A 16,474-nucleotide genomic window follows, 5' to 3' on the forward strand; every position below is an offset into this window, starting at 1 on the left:
TGGGTTCATGGCCGAGGAGTCCTTCGCCCAGCTCCTACGCCGGCTTCGGATCGGGGTGGGGCTCACCCAGGAAGAACTCGCCCACCGCTCCACCGTCAGCGCGCGCTCCATCAGCGACCTGGAACGTGCTATCTACCGCACCGCGCGCAAGGAAACCGCTCGGCTGCTGGCCGACGCGCTGGAGTTGTCCGGCACCGTACGCGCCCAGTTCGAGGCGACGGCACGCGGCCAGGCCACCGACCCGACCCTGTCGGCTGTGCTGTCGCTACCCGTGCCGCTTACCCCGCTGATCGGCCGCGAGTCCGAGATCGCCACCGTCTGCACGCTGTTGCAGCGCCAGGACGTTCGCCTGCTCACCCTGACAGGGGTAGGCGGAGTGGGCAAGACCCGCGTCTGCCTGGCCGTCGCCCAACGCCTGTCCCCCGACTTCCCCGACGGCGTGTTCTTCGCCGACCTGACCGCCGCGGACACCCCCGAGCTGGCGCTGTCGGCGATCGCTCAGGCCGTAGGAGTCCGTGACGACGGTGCCACCCCGCTCGCCCGCACCCTCGTCAGCCACCTGCGTGGACGGCAGTGCCTGCTCGCCGCCGACAACTTCGAGCATCTCGCGGACCGGGCGGCGGAGATCGTCGGCGGCCTGCTCGCCGAGTGCCCCGCGCTGACCTGCCTGGTAACGAGCCGCCGCACATTGCCCCTGCGCGGCGGTCACGAGGTGGCGCTCCAGCCGCTGCACGTCGACCCCGCCATCGCGCTGTTCACCCAGTGCGTGCAGGCCTACTGGCGTGAATGGAGCCCGGAGGAGGCCGGCCCCGAGGTCGTGGCGGAGATCTGCGCACGGCTGGACGGCCTGCCCCTGGCCCTGGAGTTGGCCGCGGCCCGTATGAAACTGCTGTCGGCTGAGGAGCTCCTGGACCGGCTCGCCCTCGGCGACGCCCTTCGCGCCACCCTGGACTGGAGCTACGGGTTGCTCGACGAGCGCGCCCGCACCCTCTTCACCCGCCTGTCGGCGTTCGCCGGCGGGTGGACGCTGGAGGCCGCCGAGGAGATTTGCCGCTGCCGGCTCGACGATCTCGCCACGCTCGTCGACAACAGCCTGGTCCGCCGGTCCGGCGGCCGGTTCGTCGTCTTGGAGACCGTTCGCCAGTATGCCGAGGAGCTCCTGACCGAGGAGGAGGCGGCCGACATCGCCCCGCGCCACCTCGACTGGTTCGTCGCGCTCGCCGAGACGGCCGACCGCGAGCTCGTCGGCGCCGGTCAGCGGCGCTGGCTCGACCTACTGGCCAGCGACCATGACAACCTCCGCCGCGCGATCAACTACGCGCTGGCGACCGGTGACGCCTCCCGCGCGCAGCGGCTGACCGGGGCTCTCTGGCGTTTCTGGGAGATGTGTGGACACCTCGCGGAGGGCCGCGCCTGGCTGGCGAAGGCGCTTGACCTGCCCGGCGACAGCCCGCCGCTGGTCCGCGGGCTGGCCTTCAAGGCAGCGGGAAACCTGGCCAGAGACCAGGGAGACGTGGCGGAAGCGCGGGAGCTGCACACGCGGGGCTTGGAGCTCTTCGAGTTCGCCGGCTACCCGACGGGCGTCGCGACCGCCCTCACCAACCTCGGAAACATCCTGCTCGACGAAGGCGACCACGAAGCCGCAGCGGCCTACTACGAGCAGAGCCTGGAGCGATTCCGCCTGCTGGGCGACGGGCCCCACGTTGCCCTGCTGCTCAACAATCTGGCGCTGGCCCTGCGTAAGAGACCCGCCACGCTCTCCCGCGCCGCGTCGCTGGCGCGGGAGAGCGTGGCGGAGTTCCACAAGCTGAAGGACGAGCGCGGCGAGGCCCGCGCGCTGGAGACGCTGGCCCGCATCCTCGACCACACCGGAGACCACCGCGCCGGGGCTGACCTGCACCGGCAGGCCGTCCAACTCCGTTACGCCGTCAACGACCGGGGCGGGCTGGCGCGCTCGCTCGAGGGTCTGGCACACGCGCGGGCGGCGTTGGGCGAATTGGAGCTGCCCGTCTGGCTCCTGGGACACGCGGCCGCCATCAGGGCCGCCACCGGCGACTTCCGCAACGCTGACGACGAGTTCGAATGGCAGGGCACCGTGCGAGACCTGCGCGGCCGCCTGGGCCCCGTGGCCTTCGACGCCCAGTGGTCCGCCGGCCAGGCCGCGACCGCCGACGAAGCCCTTCGCCGCTGCGGCTAGTTGTATTGACCTGCAGGGTTTACGCGGGTGATCGGGGTGAGGCTGTACGCCCGTCGCGCGTCGCTACACCGCGAGCCAGGCCGCCTGGTCCGGAGCCAGCAGACCGCCCTCGGATCCGCTGGACAGCAGGACCGCGATGTGATCAGGCAGCGGATATGGCTCGGCCGAGAGGTTCACCAGGCAGGCGAAGCCGGGGCCGCGGGTGAAGGCGAGGACTTCCGGGAGAGGACGACGATCCGACCCATGCCTGCGAACTCCTGGAAATGTATGTCGGTCCTCAGGGTGAGCTGGGCGAGGAGCGATTTCAAGTCACCGTCTGCACCCCCGTCGGCCCTCACAGAGCAACTCCGTCACCGTCCCTTTCTCATTGGCCGGCACTGGCTCTTCGTTGCCGAACTTCATCCCGACAAGGTGACCGAGTGGCTGAGCGATCGGATTGCCGTACTGGAAGCTCCAACGTGGGGTGAGCTGGCAGAGAAGATCGGCCGGATCGGAGAGTGGGAGTTCGAGGATTACACCGGCTGAGACATGGCGATCCAGCACAGTGCCGGGAGCCACCCAGCGCGGCCGCGACGTCGAGGTCGAACACCTCCCCGCCCACCTGCCCCGCGCGCTGAGGAGGGCAACCCAATGATCGCTTGCGCAGTCCTGACGAGAGGCGCCGACCAGACTCTCGCCTGTCTCGGTCCCCGAATCGCTCACCTCACCCCGAAGCGGCCCGCAACAGCCGAAGCTGACCAATCTCAGTGACGTTCTTCATCAGCTCGGAATTCACCCAGGCGACCACATGGGCGACGGTGTGCTTGGAGTCCCTTGGCCATGGGAAGGCGGGGGCCGTGGCGTCCAAGTCGGCGTCGGTGAGGCGATCCAGCACCGCCAACCAGTCCTCACGGAGGCTGCGCAACCACTCGATGGTGGTCCTTCCATCACCCGGCCAAGCGATCTCGGTCCTCTCCCGCGGTGTCCGGCCCTGAGCGTGATCGATGGTCACGCTCCACCACCAGCCGATATGCCAGCTCACCCAACCGATCGTGGGAACCGGGACGGGGTCGGGCTCGATCTCCGCCCAGTCAGGCACCCAGGTCCCCTCGACGTCCGGACGCACAGTCCAGCAGCGGGAAGCGGGCTCCCACAGGAAGTCCGCGGGCTCCAGCCGCTCCAGATGGTAATCGAACAGCGACCAGGTCAAGTCGAACTGCCAGCACAGCAGCTCGCATCGGGATACATGCATTGGTGGATCATGACAGAAACTACAGCCCACTGCAAAGATGCAATCGACTTAAGTTTTGCAGTAGGTTCCTCTTATGCAGGAAGGACTGCGGGAGCGCAAGAAGCGGCAAACTCGGCAGCGTATCTCCGAGGTGGCCATCGGCCTGTTCGTGGAGCGCGGCTTCGAGAACGTGACGATCGCCGAGGTCGCGGCGGCCGCCGAGGTGTCGGTCAACACCGTCTACAACTACTTCGAGGCCAAGGAGGACCTCGTCCTGCCGCCCGAGGAGGCCTCCCCGCAGCGGCTGGCCGACATCGTGCGGCAGCGTCGGCCTGGGGAGTCCGCGGCGGGCGCGGTGCTGGCGCGCCTTCGGGAGGAGGTGCGCGGCCGCGAGCGCCGAGTCGGGCTGAGCGCCGGATTCGGAAGCGTACTGGAGATGATGCGAGCCGCGCCCACGCTGTCCGCCCGGCTGGAGGACCTCGGCCGCCAGATGACGGACGCGCTGACGGTTGTGCTCGCCGAGCAGACCGACGCACCCGAGTACGATCCGCTGCCGCGCGCGGTCGCCTGGCACATCGGCTGCCTGCACGCACTGGTCATGACCGAGATCGGCAGACGAACGGCGGCGGGCGAGCGTCCCGACGCGATCGCCGAGGCCGTCCTCGAACTGCTGGACATCGTGGAGAGCCTGCTCGGTGAACGAGTCCTGGGCTATGCCGTACGAGAGGAATGACCGTGTTCAGAGTGACGATCAGAGGCAAGTTCAAGGGGCTCGACGACGCCGGCCGGGCCGCCGTGACAGCGGGGAGCGGCGCCGCCTACACCGAAGTGGGCACGTTCACTCACGACGCGAGCGTATCGGCCTTCACCTTCCGCTGCCAGGTGCCCGCCGGGCCAGACGACGACGAGGACGACGCCGCCCTACATGCGATGGCCGCACTGGAGGCGCACGGGTATGCGCACGAGATCTTGCAGGTCGCGGTGACGGACATGCGTGCGATCAAAATCCGCCGAAAAGGGCGCGACGACTAGCTGAGCGAACCTCCGAGCCTGGTAGGGCCTGTTCTGAGCCCGGATCTTTAGGCAGGTTCGAGACTTCGGATCCATAAGATGGCGCCTCGCAGGCGGAGTCCGGCGAGGTAGCTTCCCGGGTCTTGTCGAAGTGGAGGGCCGGCCCACGCCACTCCTCGATCCACTTGATACAGCGCTCGGCGGTGTTGCGCTCCTCGTATAGAGCCTCATGCTCCGGCCGCCGCGCGCAGCATGCGGGACCGCCAGCGGATGACGAGCAGGTAGAAGACGTCGATCGTGGTCCACAGCGCGAGCTGGAATGCCGTGTCGACCGCGTCGGGGAGCAGCGCGATCGGGTACCACAGCACGAGGGTGTACGCCACCGCCAGATACAGCAGTCGGCGCAGCGCCTTCGCCCGGCGGTCCAGCGGTCCCGGCGCGGGGGCACGCAGGATCAGCCACAGGAGCGCGGCCTTCACCAGGGCGGCCACGAGCAGCGCCACAGTCGTCGGGGTGTCAAACCCGCCGCGCGTGTAGAACTCCGCATAGGCCGGCGGCGACCATTCGACGGCCACCCAGAGCCAGGCGTCACCGAGCACCAGGCCCGCGACCGCCCCCGCAAGAACCAGACCTACTAATCCAAGCCTGATAATCCGCCATAAACCATCCGGAAGCACGGGACGCGATCTTAGCGCGGCACCGCCGTACAGGCGGACACAGCGGAACGAGCGGTCCCGCCCTGCCGATCAGGCTCCGTGATCTTCGACGCGATGCGGTCTCGAAGATGGTGAGGCGCTGGAGGCGACGGATCTACGCTGAGGGGGTTACCGCGGCGGCGATCCCGCCGAATAGCTCATGCATCGTCGCAGCGTACGCCTCCTGCTTGACGAGTGCGTCGTCCAGACGATAGGAGCCGATCTTGTCGGCGGCCCGCGGAGATATAGGCCAGGGCCGCGTCGTGGAGGTCGCGGCTCCTGGTCCGCAGCGCGGCCACCGCCAGTTCGAAGTAGTCGCTCGTCCACGAGTCATCACTGCGTTGCTCACAGCAGGTTCGGGCGGCGATGCTTCTTGAGACCGTGTGGCGGACGAGGGCAGGTGGCAACCCGCACAGCCGCATCAGGCCCTCTCGTCCGCCGCTGAGGAGGCGGTGGGAGTGTGAGGGTGCAGGGTCTGGGTTGAGCGATCAGCGATCCAGTCGGTGACCCGCCCGGCGCCGACGGCGTAGGCCGCACTGTGCAACTTTCCGGCCGCCAGTAGCACCGGCCGCGCCTCGACCCGGGCACCGAGCACGGCGTTGAGCCCGATCAAGCGCATCACCTGACCAGGCCGAGTACGGACGAACACCTCGCTCGGATCGCCGCCATCGGCTCGGCGAAGAACCAGGTCGGACGCCTCAACACGCAACTCCGCCGGCTTGCTGGTCGAGCTCGGCGCGTTCGTCGGCGGTGACGGGCATGCGGAGCAGGTCCCGCTCCCAGGCGGGCAGGGATGCGGGGGTTTTACTGTCGCTCATCGGTCCTCCACCAGTGGGGCTGTTACTTCCTCTCACCTGTTACAGATGGACGAAGGCCGAAGGGCCTGCCAGTTGGGAGCCGCGCCACCACAGCGGAGAGGGGGCGGCCCAGGTCAGAGGCGATCGAGGAGTTCCGCCTTCTTGGAGGTGAACTCTTCGTCTGTGAGCAGGCCCTCCCCGTGCAGCCGCCCGAGCTCGCGGATGCGGTCGTAGATGCTGCGGGTGTCGGCGGCGGGGCCGGCGGTGAGCTCCGCATTCCCGGCCGGCGTGCTCCCCGCGGGCCCCGGCGTCGCCGCCCACAGGTGCGCCGTGACGGTCGCGGCCATCACCAGCGTCCAGGCGTCCTGCTTGGCGCTGTCCTCGGTGAGCAGGCAGGCGAAGTCCTTGCTCGGCTTGGCCGGCTTCGCGTCGGCGTCCTCCTGCCACGTCACGATGCGCAGGTAGCCCTCGTCCATCGACCCCTGCGGGAACCACTCGATGCGCTGGATGTCGGCCAGCGCGTATTCCATCCGGCGTTTCTTGCTCTTGCGGGAGCTCGCAACATCGGACCACTCCAGCCGGATCGTCTGCCCGTCGAACATCGCCGTGCCCTCCGATGTCCGGATGCGCAGCGGCGCGGGCGGGACGAGTGCGAGGGCGTACTCCTCCGGCGGGCGCTGGCCGTCGACGAGCCGGGCGGCGTCGGCCGCGATTCGGAGCTGGTCGGCGTGGTACTCGGCGAGGAGTTCGGTGTCGGGTCCGCCGGTCAGCAGGAACGGCTGTCCCTTCTCGGCGAGCGATGGCCCGACGGCGGCGTAGGGGTCGGCGCGCTCGCGCAGCCGGAGCTGGAGCTGCCAGCCCTTCTTCCCTGCGGAGGTGAAATCGACCGCCGCGATGGCCGGCAGGGGGACCTCACAACGGGCGAGGGCTTTCAGCAGCGCGTGGGTGCGCCACCGGGAGCTGTACTGCATGACGACCTTCTCCTCGTCGAACTGCCATGTCGCCGTCTTTCCCCGTAACTCGTCCATGCGTGGAAGTCTAGGAGCGGTGACCGCCGGGCATCGGGGGCGGGGGAGGGCTCCAGCCGCAGCCGGCGAACGCTACGCGAGGCTGTTCGACCGGACCCGTTCTGGCACACTCGCGTTCGGCCAGGACCGCGCGGTAGACGGACAGACAGTCGTCGACCGCCGCGGGGAACGGGTGATCGGGCGGCATGCGGTAGTCGACGGCCCACACCGTCGCGCCGATTGACCCGGCCATGGCGCCGGCGCCGAGGCGGCACAGGTCACCGCCGCCCTGGATGAAGGCGCCGCCGTGCAGCGAAAGGAAGACACGCCGGTCGTCCGGCGCCGTGCCCTGCGGGGTGGCGACGTGGACCGGTACTCCCTCGACGTCCCGGGCGGTGATGTCGGCGAGGTGGCCCGACGCGACGGCCCCGGTCAGCGACATCACCATCATCTCGGGGGCGTCCACGGGCACCATCGCGTCCTGCTTCGCGATGACGGCGCGCCAGGCGTCACGGTCGTCCGGTCGGGGCCATTCGACCGGCGGCATCATCACCCCTCGGCCGAGCAGTGCTTGTGCCTGCTCGCTGACGGACGTGGGTACCGGAACGTCGCGCGTCGGCACCCGGAGTGCCGGGCGCGCGCTGTCGGTGATCATGGTGTGTTCCTTCATCATCGAGCGGACGTGCCGGACGCAGCTCAGGCACGCGTGGTGGTGCCGCCGTCGACACAGAGGATCTGCCCGGTCGTCCACGCGGCGAGGTCGGAAAGCAGGAAGGCCACGGTGGCGCCGATGTCCTCGGGCCGGCATGGCGCGGCGCCGGCGTGGTGGCGAGGATTGCGTCGCGGAACTCTTCGGGCAGGTTGAGCTCGGTCTGCCAGGTCATGACCAGGCCTGGAGCGACGCCGTTGCACCGGATACCGTCCTTGCCGTACCGGCGGGCGACGCGGCGGGTGAGCGCCCGGATGCCGGCTTTGGTCGCCGAGTAGGCCACCTTGTCGGGCATGCCGGCGTAGACCGCGCCGGAGAGGGTGTTGACGACGGATCCGCCGCCGGCGGCGATCAGGTGGGGCAGCGCGTGCTTGAGTGTGCGCAGATAGCCGGTGAGGTTGATGTCGAGGGTGCGCTGCCACGCGGCCAGGTCGATGTCGACGGCGTCGGTGTCCTTCGCGACTTCGGCCGGGTCGATGTTGGCGGCGACGTTGAACAGGCCGTCGATGCGGCCGTACGTGCCGATCGCCAGGTCGATCTGCTCCTTGACCTGGTTCTCGTCGGCGATGTCGGTTACCGTCGCGACGCCGTCGCCGCCGGCGTCCCGGGCGGCTGGGCGGTGGCTTCGGCCGACGCTTCGACGACGTCTCCGACGACGATCCGCGCGCCTCCGGCGCCGAGGAACTTCATGGTGGCAGCGGCGATCCCGCTGGCGCTGGCGAAGACGATGACCTTGTCGTGCAAGCCTTCCATCAGGTGCTCTGCTTTCGTGGTGAGGTTAGGCGATTTTCGTGACCGGGCCGGTGGTGATGCCGTTCTCGTTGAACGAGTCGATGGCGACCCAGTAGTCGGCTCCGGCGTTGAGGGTTCGCAGGTCGAGGTCGTTCTGTTCGTAGACCAGCCAGCTGTGGTAGAGCTTGCCGGGGGCGATGCCGTAGCGGACGTTGTAGCCGTACGCGGTTGCGCTGGGTTCCCATTCGATGCGTGCCGTCCGGTCGTCGACGCGCTTCGCGCGGGCAGTGGTGGCCGCGGGTGCCGGTCCGTTACCGGTCCCGAAGACGCGCAGCCCGCTGACCGAGAAGGGACCGTCGAAGGGCATCCGGCCGGCGGTGACCCGGACGTACCGGGCGCGCTGCGCGGGTTCGAGTACCACGAAGGCGTGCGGAGCGTCTTCGTCCGATCCGCGGTTGTCCGAGACCGGGTACCACTGCTCGCCGTCCGGGGATACCTCGATGAGCGTCTCGGTCGGCTGGCCGTGGGGGTAGATCGCGCGCTGTGCTGGGGCGACTTCGGCGAGGTCGGTGAGTTCGGGAGCGTGCGCGGCCAGGTCCTGGTCGGCGAGGTTGAGCTGGATCGCGGTGATGGTCCGCTCTTCGCCGAGGTCGACCCGAAGCCATTCGCCCGGCTGTGTCGTCGCGGCGGTCCACCAGGTGCGGACGTCCTCGTTGACGGCGAGTTCGGGGCTGTGCCCTTCGGCCGAAGAGGAGGCGGTCGTCTTCGCGCGGAAGGACTGCAGCATCCAGCCGGCGAAGGTGCCGGTCCACGGATCGACCCGGCGGTCCGGCACGAGCATCGGGTAGTCGCCGAAGTTCTGGTTGCAGAACAGGACTCCGTCGGCGTCGAACCCGGCGGGGAAGATCCCGACGCGCCGTTCGAATTCGTGGTGCACCGAGACGCGCATGGTCGAGGCGTGCCACCAGTTGCCGTGTTCGTCCTGGAAGGTGCTTCCGTGGCCGGCGCCGGTGATGAACCCGCCGGGCTTCGAGGAGAACGGGCTGTTCGGCGCGTACTCGAAGGGGCCGAGGGGTGAGGAGGAGGTGTAGTAGCCGTCGGCGTAGGTGTTCCATTCGGTACCCGGCGCGGCGTACTGCAGGTAGTAGGTGCCCTGGTGCCGGGTCATCCACGCGCCTTCGATGAAGGGGGCGTCGCCGAGGTACTCGGCGATCCTCTTCGCCAGTTCCGTGGTCGGTTCGGTCTTGACGTGGTTCTCGCCGACCTGTTCCCAGCCGTGCCGGTCGGGGTCGCCGCCGAAGAGCGGGACGGGTTCGCCGATGCGGTCCATGGTGTCCGGGTCGACCCGGACACCGGTGACGGGTTCTTTGTTGGAACAGCCCCAGTAGAAGTAGACGGCGCCGTCGTCGTCCTGGAACAGGTGCGGGTCCCAGAACGGGAAGCCCGGGTTCACCAGGGTGAAGTCGTCGGCGAGGGGGTCTTCGCTGCGGTAGAACGGGCTGTCGGTCTGCCGGGACGCAGAGACGTAGAGGACGCCGTTGACCTCGCGGACGTCGGGGGCGTAGTCGAGCGGCGCGAGTTTGGTGCTGGCCCGGTATGCCCAGGTGCGCAGGTCTGCCGAGTGCCAGAAGCCGGCCGACATCGACGCGAAGAGGTAGAACCGGCCGCGGTAGCGGATCACCGACGGGTCGGCGGCCTCGCGGTGGACGGTCCGGCCGCCGGACATGGGACGCAGGTCCTGGTAGCGGTAGGCGAGGTTCACCGGGTTGCAGACGACGGAAGTCATGAAGGCATGCTTTCTGGTTCGGCCGGTACGGCGGAAGTGTTCGGCAGGGACAGCAGCCAGTCGCTGTCGATGGCGCCGCTGGTCAGGTTGAGGATCTGGGTCATCGGCAGCGACGCCACGGCGCGCACCTCGTCGCCGTCATCGGGGTCGGATCCGGCTTGCGCCATGAGCGAGGTCATGCCAGCCCGCAGCGGCGGACCCGCGGTCGGGTCAGGAAAGGGATTCGGTGACAGCCGCGCCGTTCGTGCGGGCGACGCTACCGAGCCATGCCAGGCTCGGCTTCGCTTTGCGCTCGAAGGTCTCCCTGTCGACGGCGGCCAGCCCGAACGTCGGTTCCCAGCGGCCCCACTCGTAGTTGTCGAGCAGGCTCCAGTGCAGGTAGCCACGGACGTCCGCACCGTCCGCCATCGCCGCGGACAGTCCCCGCAGCGCGTCGGTCGTGTAGGCGATTCTGCGGTCGTCGTCGCTTGTTGCGATCCCGTTCTCGGTGACGAGGATGGGTAGGCCGGTCACCTCCCATGCGTGGCGGACGGCCATGCCGAGAGCGTCCGGCCGGTACGCCGCCCCGGTCTGCGTGTTGTCGGGGCGCTCAGGGTGGGGGACGAGTCCGTTCGCGTCCACCTGCTGGCTGGAATAGGACTGGACCCCGATCCAGTCGTCGCCGCGTGATCCTTCGAGGTAGAGGTCTTCGTACGCGTATCGCACTTCAGCGAGTTTCTCTTCGTTGCCCGGTGTTGCGGTGAGCGCGCCGTTGGCGATCGTCCATCCCACCTTGGCTCCTGTCCGTTCGCGCACGATGTCGCGGACGGCGTGGTGGAGTTCGACCATGCGGTGTCCGAATCTCGGTTCGGGCACCGGCAGATTCGCGGCGATCCGTTCCCGCTGCGCCTCGCCGTCGACGGTGGGACTCTGCCATTCGGCGAGCTGCCCAGAGCGCATGGCTTCCTGCAGCATCACCATCATCGCCTGCATATTGGGTTCGTTCATGGTGGCTACCCACTGCACGCCATCGAGGATCTGGGTGGCACTGGTCACGAATGATGCGAACCGGGCGACTGCGTTTTCTCCCAGCCAGCCGCCTTCCTCCGCGAACCAGCGTGGCGACGTGAAGTGTTGCAGGGTGATCACCGGCTCGAGTCCGAGTTCGAGTGCTGTGTCGATCATGCGCCGGTAGTGGGCAAGCTCGGCGCGCGAGATCTGCCCCGGCCGCGGCTCGATGCGGGCCCACTCGATGCCGAATCGGTACGCGGTGCAGCCGGCGTCCGCCAGCAGTTCCATGTCCTCCCGATAGCGGTGGTAGCTGTCCAGCGCATCGCCGCTCGGTTCCATCCCGGGCATCAGGCTCTCGCGGGCCCACCAGTCGCTGTTGATGTTGTTGCCCTCAATCTGGTGAGGTGCGGTCGAAGCGCCCCAGAGGAACCTGGCGGGAAAGGCACTCATCGTGTTCTCGTTCATCGTTTCGCCACCTCAAGCGTGGTCGTCAGCTCGGCGGTGGAGCTTCCGCCGACGTAGATGTCGATGGTCGTGGCGTCCTGGACGAACCCGCCCGTGGCCGCGGCCCAGTAGCGCAGCATGTCGGCGCCGAGACCGAAGGTGACCGTGCGGATCTCGCCGGCCTCGAGGGGGACCCGCTGGAACCCCTTGAGCTCCCGGATGGGACGGGAGGCCGTGCCGTAACGCTGATGCGTGTAGAGCTGCACGACCTCGTCGGCGTCGACGCCGGAGCGGTTGTGAACGTCGACGGACACGGTGACGGTTTCTCCGACCTGGATCTCGGGCCGGTCCAGTCTCAGGTTCGAGTACTCGAAATCGGCGTAGGAGAGTCCGTGACCGAAGGGGTAGAGCGGCACGCTTTCCTCTTCGAAGTAGCGCGCACCCTGGTTCTCGGGCTGGAAAGTCCGGTTGTGCGAGTAGATGATGGGCACCTGTCCGACGTGGCGCGGCCAGCTGAAAGGGAGGCGCCCGGCGGGCGAGACCTCGCCCAGCAGGACGGATGCCACCGCTTCACCGCCGCGTGTCCCCGGGTACCAGGCTTGCACGATGGCGGGCACGTGGGCGTCCGCCCAGCGCAGATCAAGGGGGCGGCCTGACATGACGACCAGCACGACGGGAGTGCCGGTCCGGCTGATCCGCTGGAGCTGCTCCAGCTGCCGCCCCGGCAGGTCCAGGGTGGCGGTCGAGGCGTTCTCGCCGATCTGGTTCTGTCGTTGCCCGACGACCACGATCGCCACGTCGGCGGAGGCCGCCAGCTGCACCGCACGGGTGATCTCGTCGTCGTCGTTGTCCAGGGAGGTCTCCACCACTGTGGGGTCCATCCGATCGAACATGGAGGGGAAGCGCCGGCTCGGGCTGCCCGCTCCCGGCGCGTGCGTCACCTGGACGCGGTCACCGAGACGGTTCCGCAGGCCTTCCAGAACGGTTACGGTCTCGTCGGTGTCGTGGTCGAACACCCACGGGCCGAGGGTGTCTCGCTTGCTGTCGGCCAGTTCCCCGATCACGGCGACCGTTTTCAGAGCGCCGGCGCGAAGCGGAAGCACGGCGGGCTCGTTCTTCAACAGGATGATCGAGCGCTCTGCGGTGGTGCGGGCGAGCTCACGGTGTTCGAGGGCACCCAGGACGGAGGCCGCGGCATCCTCGAGCACGTAGGGGTTCTCGAAGAGACCGAGCCGGAACTTAGCCGTCAGGACCCGCCGCGCTGCGTCGTCGATAACCTCTTCACCGATCACACCGTCGGTGACTGCCTGCGGGAGTCGCGAGAAGGCGGGGTCGAACATGCACATCTCCATGTCGAGCCCGGCCGAGACAGCTCGCACCGCTGCATCCGTGAGGTCTTCCGCGAAGTGCTGGGTCTCCAGGGATCGGACGGCGCTGGCGTCCGAGACCACGAATCCCTCGAAGCCGAGCTCGTCGCGGAGCATGTCGGAGAGCAGGCGGCGATTCGCGGACGCCGGCACGCCGTTGAGGTCCATGTAGGCGCTCATCACAGTGCCGGCCCCGGCTTCGATCGCCGCTTGGAAGGGCGGCAGGTACACGTTCCACAGCTCGGAATCCGACACTTCCGCGTCGTCGTAGTCGCGGCCGCCGCGAGCGGCTCCGTACCCGGCGAAGTGCTTGGGACCCGCGAGCACGTGCTCGGCGTCCAGGTTCCCCTGGAAACCTTGGACCTGGGCCGCCGCGACGGCGGCACCGAGCACGGGGTCCTCACCCGGTCCTTCGATGATCCGCCCCCACCGTGGGTCGCGGGCGATATCGATCATCGGCGCGAACGTCCAGGCGATACCGACGGCACGGGCTTCGCGGGCGGCCACGGCTTGTGCGGTTTCGATCGTGGCAGGCGACCAGGTCGCGGCGAGTGCGATCGGCACCGGGAAGATGGTCCGCAGGCCGTGGATCACGTCGAAGCCGAACAGCAGAGGGATGCCGAGGCGGGTGGTCTCGACGGCGAGGCGCTGCAGGCGGTTCGTCTTCGCGGGGTCTTTGACGAACAGCACGGAGCCCGTGGTGCCGGCGGCGATCGCGGCTTCGACCATCTTGGGCTGTCCGACATATGCCCGTTGCTCAGGCGGGAGCGTCTCCAGGTCGAAGTCCTCGGGCAGTTCCTCCATGTCTAGGTAGAAGAACTGGGTGAGCTGGCCTGCCTTCTCCTCGAGTGTGAGTCGGGAGAGCAGGTCGTCGACGCGCTGTTCTAGGGGCAGGGCCGGGTTCTGGTACGGAAGGTCGCCCGCCCGGACGGCGGCCGGATCGGTGACGCTTTCCGCGGCCACGTCGGTCATCGGTCTCCTTCTGGTTCAGCGGGGTTCGCCCCGCTGAGGATGGTGGTGGAAGGGGTGCGCCGAGTGGTCTTCATCGCAGGGCCAGGAGCGCGGCGGTGACGGGCTCGTCGTCGGGTTCCAGCGACTCCAGCTCGAGGACGACCGGTTCGAGGCCTTCCGCAGTGACGGTCACCGTGATCTCCCCGGCACCTCTCGGCCGGACGATCGCCAGAGCCCGGCCGTCGAACGTGGTGCACTGCGCTGCGTCGAAACGTTCCTCCGAGTCCGGGCGGGCACTGCCGAGGGCCTGCAGGACGGCCGCGCCCTCGACCGTCACGTGCACCAGCTGATCGTGTGCGCCCGCCGGGTTGCCCTGCTCGTCGCGGAGTTCGATGGTGATGAAGCTGAGGTCGGAGTCGTCCGCGTGCAGTTCTGTCCGGTCGGCGACGGCGACGAGCCGAGCCGGGCCGGTGGCCGAGCGGAGCGACGTGCGTCCCTGTTCGACGCCGTCGCGGTAACCGACGGCCACCAGTTCCCCGGGCTCGTAGGTGAGATCGAACTCGGCCAGGAAGGGCTTGGACTCTCCTGGCGTCGCCCACCCCAGAGAGCGGCCGTTGAGCAGCAACTCGACTTCGTCAGCGACGGTGTACACCTCCACGGCGATCGGGGTGCCGATCGGCACGTCCCAGCTCCAGCTGGCGATGGAATCGCTCCACGCCCACATGCCGAAGCCCTCACGCCCGTATACCTCGGGGCGTTGAACGGCGAGGTAGGGCTGGGTTCGGAGGCCGAACACGATCTCCCGGTAGTAGGAGATGGGCCTGCGCAGGCCGGTGATGTCCAGGTCGCCCACCCGCGCGGAGATCCACGGGTAGGGCGCCTCGAAGACCGGGCTCACATCCGCGTACTGGAGCCGGCCGACGCCGGCTTCGCCGAGGTAGTCCCAGCCGGTCCAGGTGAAGTCACCCAGCACGTGGGCGTTGTCCAGCACGAGGCGCCAGTTGTGCGCGATCCGCGGCGGGAAGGTTTCGGTGCCGACGATGATCCGGTGGGGGAACTGCTCGCGATCGGACTCGTAGCGTCCGTCCCCGTAGTTCAGGCCGGCCACGTCGAGAACCGAGAAGGAGGCTTCCGTCTTTTCGCTGACCATCGGCGAGGCGCTGACTCTCGCCATGAAATCGCCTGCGTTCATCATGGCGTTCACGCCGCCCTCCCCGTCGGGCTGCACCTCGGCGGAGCGGGCGCGCATCTCTTTCACCTCGCTGAGCACCGAGACGAACGGGTTGATGCCGTTCGTCACGAAGCGTGTCGGATCGAGGGTGCGGATCTTCTCGGCGAGTGCGCGTCCCCATTCGGAACCGAGCGCGTCGCCGGTTTCGAAGATCTCGTTGCCGATCGAGTAGAAGATCACGCTGGGATGGTTGAAATCCTTTCGTACCAGAGATTCGACATCCCGCTCCCACCATTCCGGGAACGACAGTGAGTAGTCGAACGACGATTTTCCTTCCGCCCACATGTCGAAGGTCTCGTCCATCACAAGCATGCCGAGGCGATCGCAGGCGTCGAGCATTGCGGGGCTCAGCGGGTTGTGGGAACTGCGCAGGGCGTTGAAACCGGCCTGCTTCAGAAGCTCGACCCGACGCTCCTCGGCGCGCGCGATGGTGGCCGCGCCGAGAGGCCCGTTGTCGTGATGAATGCATGCGCCGCGGAGCTTGACCGATTCGCCGTTGATGCGCAGGCCAGTGATCGGATCGAGCTGAAGGCGACGGATCCCGAAAGGCGTGGTCTCCTCCTCGAGGAGCTCATACGAGTTCTCAAGCACGGTGCGGGCCGTGTGGAGGGCCGGACTGTCCACGCTCCACAGGGCCGGATTCGGTACGTACAGCCGCTGGCGGACCACCCCGGACCCGCCCGCGCGCAGGGTGATGGGTGCGGAGTCGCGCGTGACCACCTCGCCGTCAGGACAGCGGATTTCGGTGCGAACTCGAAGCGTCCGGGTTTCGACGCTCTCGTTCACCACCCTTGTCGCCACCTCCACGACCGCCCGATCGGCGTCGATGTCAGGCGTCGCGATCCGGACCTCGCCGAGGTGGGCGAGGTCGGTGACGCGCAGGGTCACATCCCGGTAGATGCCCGCGCCGCTGTACCACCGGGAGTCGTCGTGGGTTCGGGCATCGACACGGATGGCGTTCGATTCCCCGTAGCGCAGGAACGGGTCGAGGGGCACGTCGAACGGTGAGTAGCCGGAGGGTCGCTGAGCCGCGAAGGTGCCGTTCACATAGACCATGGCGTCGCGGTAGACGCCCTGGAACTCCAGCGTGACCCGCTTGCCACGCCACTGCTCGGGAACCTCGAAGTCCTTGAGGTACTCGAACGTGCCACCGGGAAAATAGCCGGTCCGTCCTCCGGAAGGCGCGTCGGAGTTCCGGGGAAGGGCGGCGACGGCGTCGTGCGGCAGGGTTACGGATGTCGCGTTCCCGGCGCCGGCCTGAAGCTGAGCGAACGGGCTCACCTTGGGTCGGACGCGCCAGCCGCGGTTGAAGGAAGTTCTTGTCATGCTGCTCCTCAGTTTGCCGCG

Annotated in this window: 15 protein-coding genes and 1 pseudogene; 4 read left to right on the forward strand and 12 right to left on the reverse strand. The window is 68.3% G+C overall.

Features of this window, described 5'->3' with window-relative positions; all coding sequences use genetic code 11:
* The first annotated feature begins 7 nt into the window (after positions 1-7).
* Both ACIBX3_RS42295 and ACIBX3_RS42300 read left to right on the forward strand, forming a co-directional pair.
* Positions 8-2,197: an ATP-binding protein gene (locus ACIBX3_RS42295; protein WP_397126233.1), complete on the forward strand. Its 2,190-nt coding sequence runs from the start codon at positions 8-10 to the stop codon at positions 2,195-2,197.
* Positions 2,198-2,479: 282 nt separating this feature from the next.
* Positions 2,480-2,722, forward strand: coding sequence for an Imm8 family immunity protein (locus ACIBX3_RS42300; protein WP_397126234.1), 243 nt, complete (start codon positions 2,480-2,482; stop codon positions 2,720-2,722).
* 178 nt (positions 2,723-2,900) lie between these two features.
* Here the strand turns inward: ACIBX3_RS42300 and ACIBX3_RS42305 are convergent, their stop codons facing one another.
* Positions 2,901-3,428: a DinB family protein gene (locus ACIBX3_RS42305; protein WP_397126235.1), complete on the reverse strand. Its 528-nt coding sequence runs from the start codon at positions 3,426-3,428 to the stop codon at positions 2,901-2,903.
* A 73-nt stretch (positions 3,429-3,501) separates the two neighbouring features.
* Here ACIBX3_RS42305 and ACIBX3_RS42310 point away from each other — a divergent pair, with 73 nt between their 5' ends.
* Positions 3,502-4,140 (forward strand): TetR/AcrR family transcriptional regulator, encoded by a 639-nt coding sequence (locus ACIBX3_RS42310; protein ID WP_397126236.1) that lies wholly within the window; start codon positions 3,502-3,504, stop codon positions 4,138-4,140.
* A gap of 2 nt (positions 4,141-4,142) precedes the next feature.
* Entirely contained in the window at positions 4,143-4,439 is a 297-nt protein-coding gene (locus ACIBX3_RS42315; protein ID WP_397126237.1) for a DUF6204 family protein, read from the forward strand.
* Between the two features lie 206 nt (positions 4,440-4,645).
* On the opposite strand, the gene ACIBX3_RS42320 is transcribed toward ACIBX3_RS42315, so the two are convergent.
* The 11 genes and pseudogenes from ACIBX3_RS42320 to ACIBX3_RS42370 all read right to left on the reverse strand — a co-directional run bounded on the left by ACIBX3_RS42320 (position 4,646) and on the right by ACIBX3_RS42370 (position 16,453).
* Positions 4,646-5,017: a hypothetical protein gene (locus ACIBX3_RS42320; RefSeq protein WP_397126238.1), complete on the reverse strand. Its 372-nt coding sequence runs from the start codon at positions 5,015-5,017 to the stop codon at positions 4,646-4,648.
* Between the two features lie 517 nt (positions 5,018-5,534).
* Positions 5,535-5,726, reverse strand: coding sequence for a hypothetical protein (locus tag ACIBX3_RS42325; protein ID WP_397126239.1), 192 nt, complete (start codon positions 5,724-5,726; stop codon positions 5,535-5,537).
* A 318-nt stretch (positions 5,727-6,044) separates the two neighbouring features.
* Positions 6,045-6,938, reverse strand: coding sequence for a DUF4429 domain-containing protein (locus ACIBX3_RS42330; RefSeq protein ID WP_397126240.1), 894 nt, complete (start codon positions 6,936-6,938; stop codon positions 6,045-6,047).
* Positions 6,939-6,948: 10 nt separating this feature from the next.
* Complete coding sequence (locus ACIBX3_RS42335) at positions 6,949-7,572, reverse strand: alpha/beta hydrolase fold domain-containing protein (RefSeq protein ID WP_397126241.1); 624 nt, start codon at positions 7,570-7,572, stop codon at positions 6,949-6,951.
* A gap of 41 nt (positions 7,573-7,613) precedes the next feature.
* Positions 7,614-8,194 (reverse strand): annotated as a pseudogene (locus ACIBX3_RS42340) (SDR family NAD(P)-dependent oxidoreductase).
* A 5-nt stretch (positions 8,195-8,199) separates the two neighbouring features.
* Positions 8,200-8,379, reverse strand: a complete 180-nt coding sequence (locus tag ACIBX3_RS42345) for a hypothetical protein (RefSeq protein WP_397126243.1) — start codon at positions 8,377-8,379, stop codon at positions 8,200-8,202.
* A gap of 25 nt (positions 8,380-8,404) precedes the next feature.
* Positions 8,405-10,144: a family 43 glycosylhydrolase gene (locus tag ACIBX3_RS42350; protein ID WP_397126244.1), complete on the reverse strand. Its 1,740-nt coding sequence runs from the start codon at positions 10,142-10,144 to the stop codon at positions 8,405-8,407.
* Positions 10,141-10,311, reverse strand: a complete 171-nt coding sequence (locus ACIBX3_RS42355; protein ID WP_397126245.1) for a hypothetical protein — start codon at positions 10,309-10,311, stop codon at positions 10,141-10,143. Before ACIBX3_RS42355 ends, ACIBX3_RS42350 begins: the two co-directional genes overlap by 4 nt.
* Positions 10,312-10,354: 43 nt before the next feature.
* Positions 10,355-11,599 (reverse strand): family 1 glycosylhydrolase, encoded by a 1,245-nt coding sequence (locus ACIBX3_RS42360; protein ID WP_397126246.1) that lies wholly within the window; start codon positions 11,597-11,599, stop codon positions 10,355-10,357.
* Positions 11,596-13,917: a glycoside hydrolase family 3 N-terminal domain-containing protein gene (locus ACIBX3_RS42365; protein WP_397126247.1), complete on the reverse strand. Its 2,322-nt coding sequence runs from the start codon at positions 13,915-13,917 to the stop codon at positions 11,596-11,598. Before ACIBX3_RS42365 ends, ACIBX3_RS42360 begins: the two co-directional genes overlap by 4 nt.
* A 70-nt stretch (positions 13,918-13,987) precedes the next feature.
* Positions 13,988-16,453: a glycoside hydrolase family 2 TIM barrel-domain containing protein gene (locus ACIBX3_RS42370; RefSeq protein ID WP_397126248.1), complete on the reverse strand. Its 2,466-nt coding sequence runs from the start codon at positions 16,451-16,453 to the stop codon at positions 13,988-13,990.
* Positions 16,454-16,474 lie beyond the last annotated feature (21 nt).

It is taken from the genome of Nonomuraea sp. NPDC049480, assembly GCF_044465905.1.
Classification (GTDB): domain Bacteria; phylum Actinomycetota; class Actinomycetes; order Streptosporangiales; family Streptosporangiaceae; genus Nonomuraea.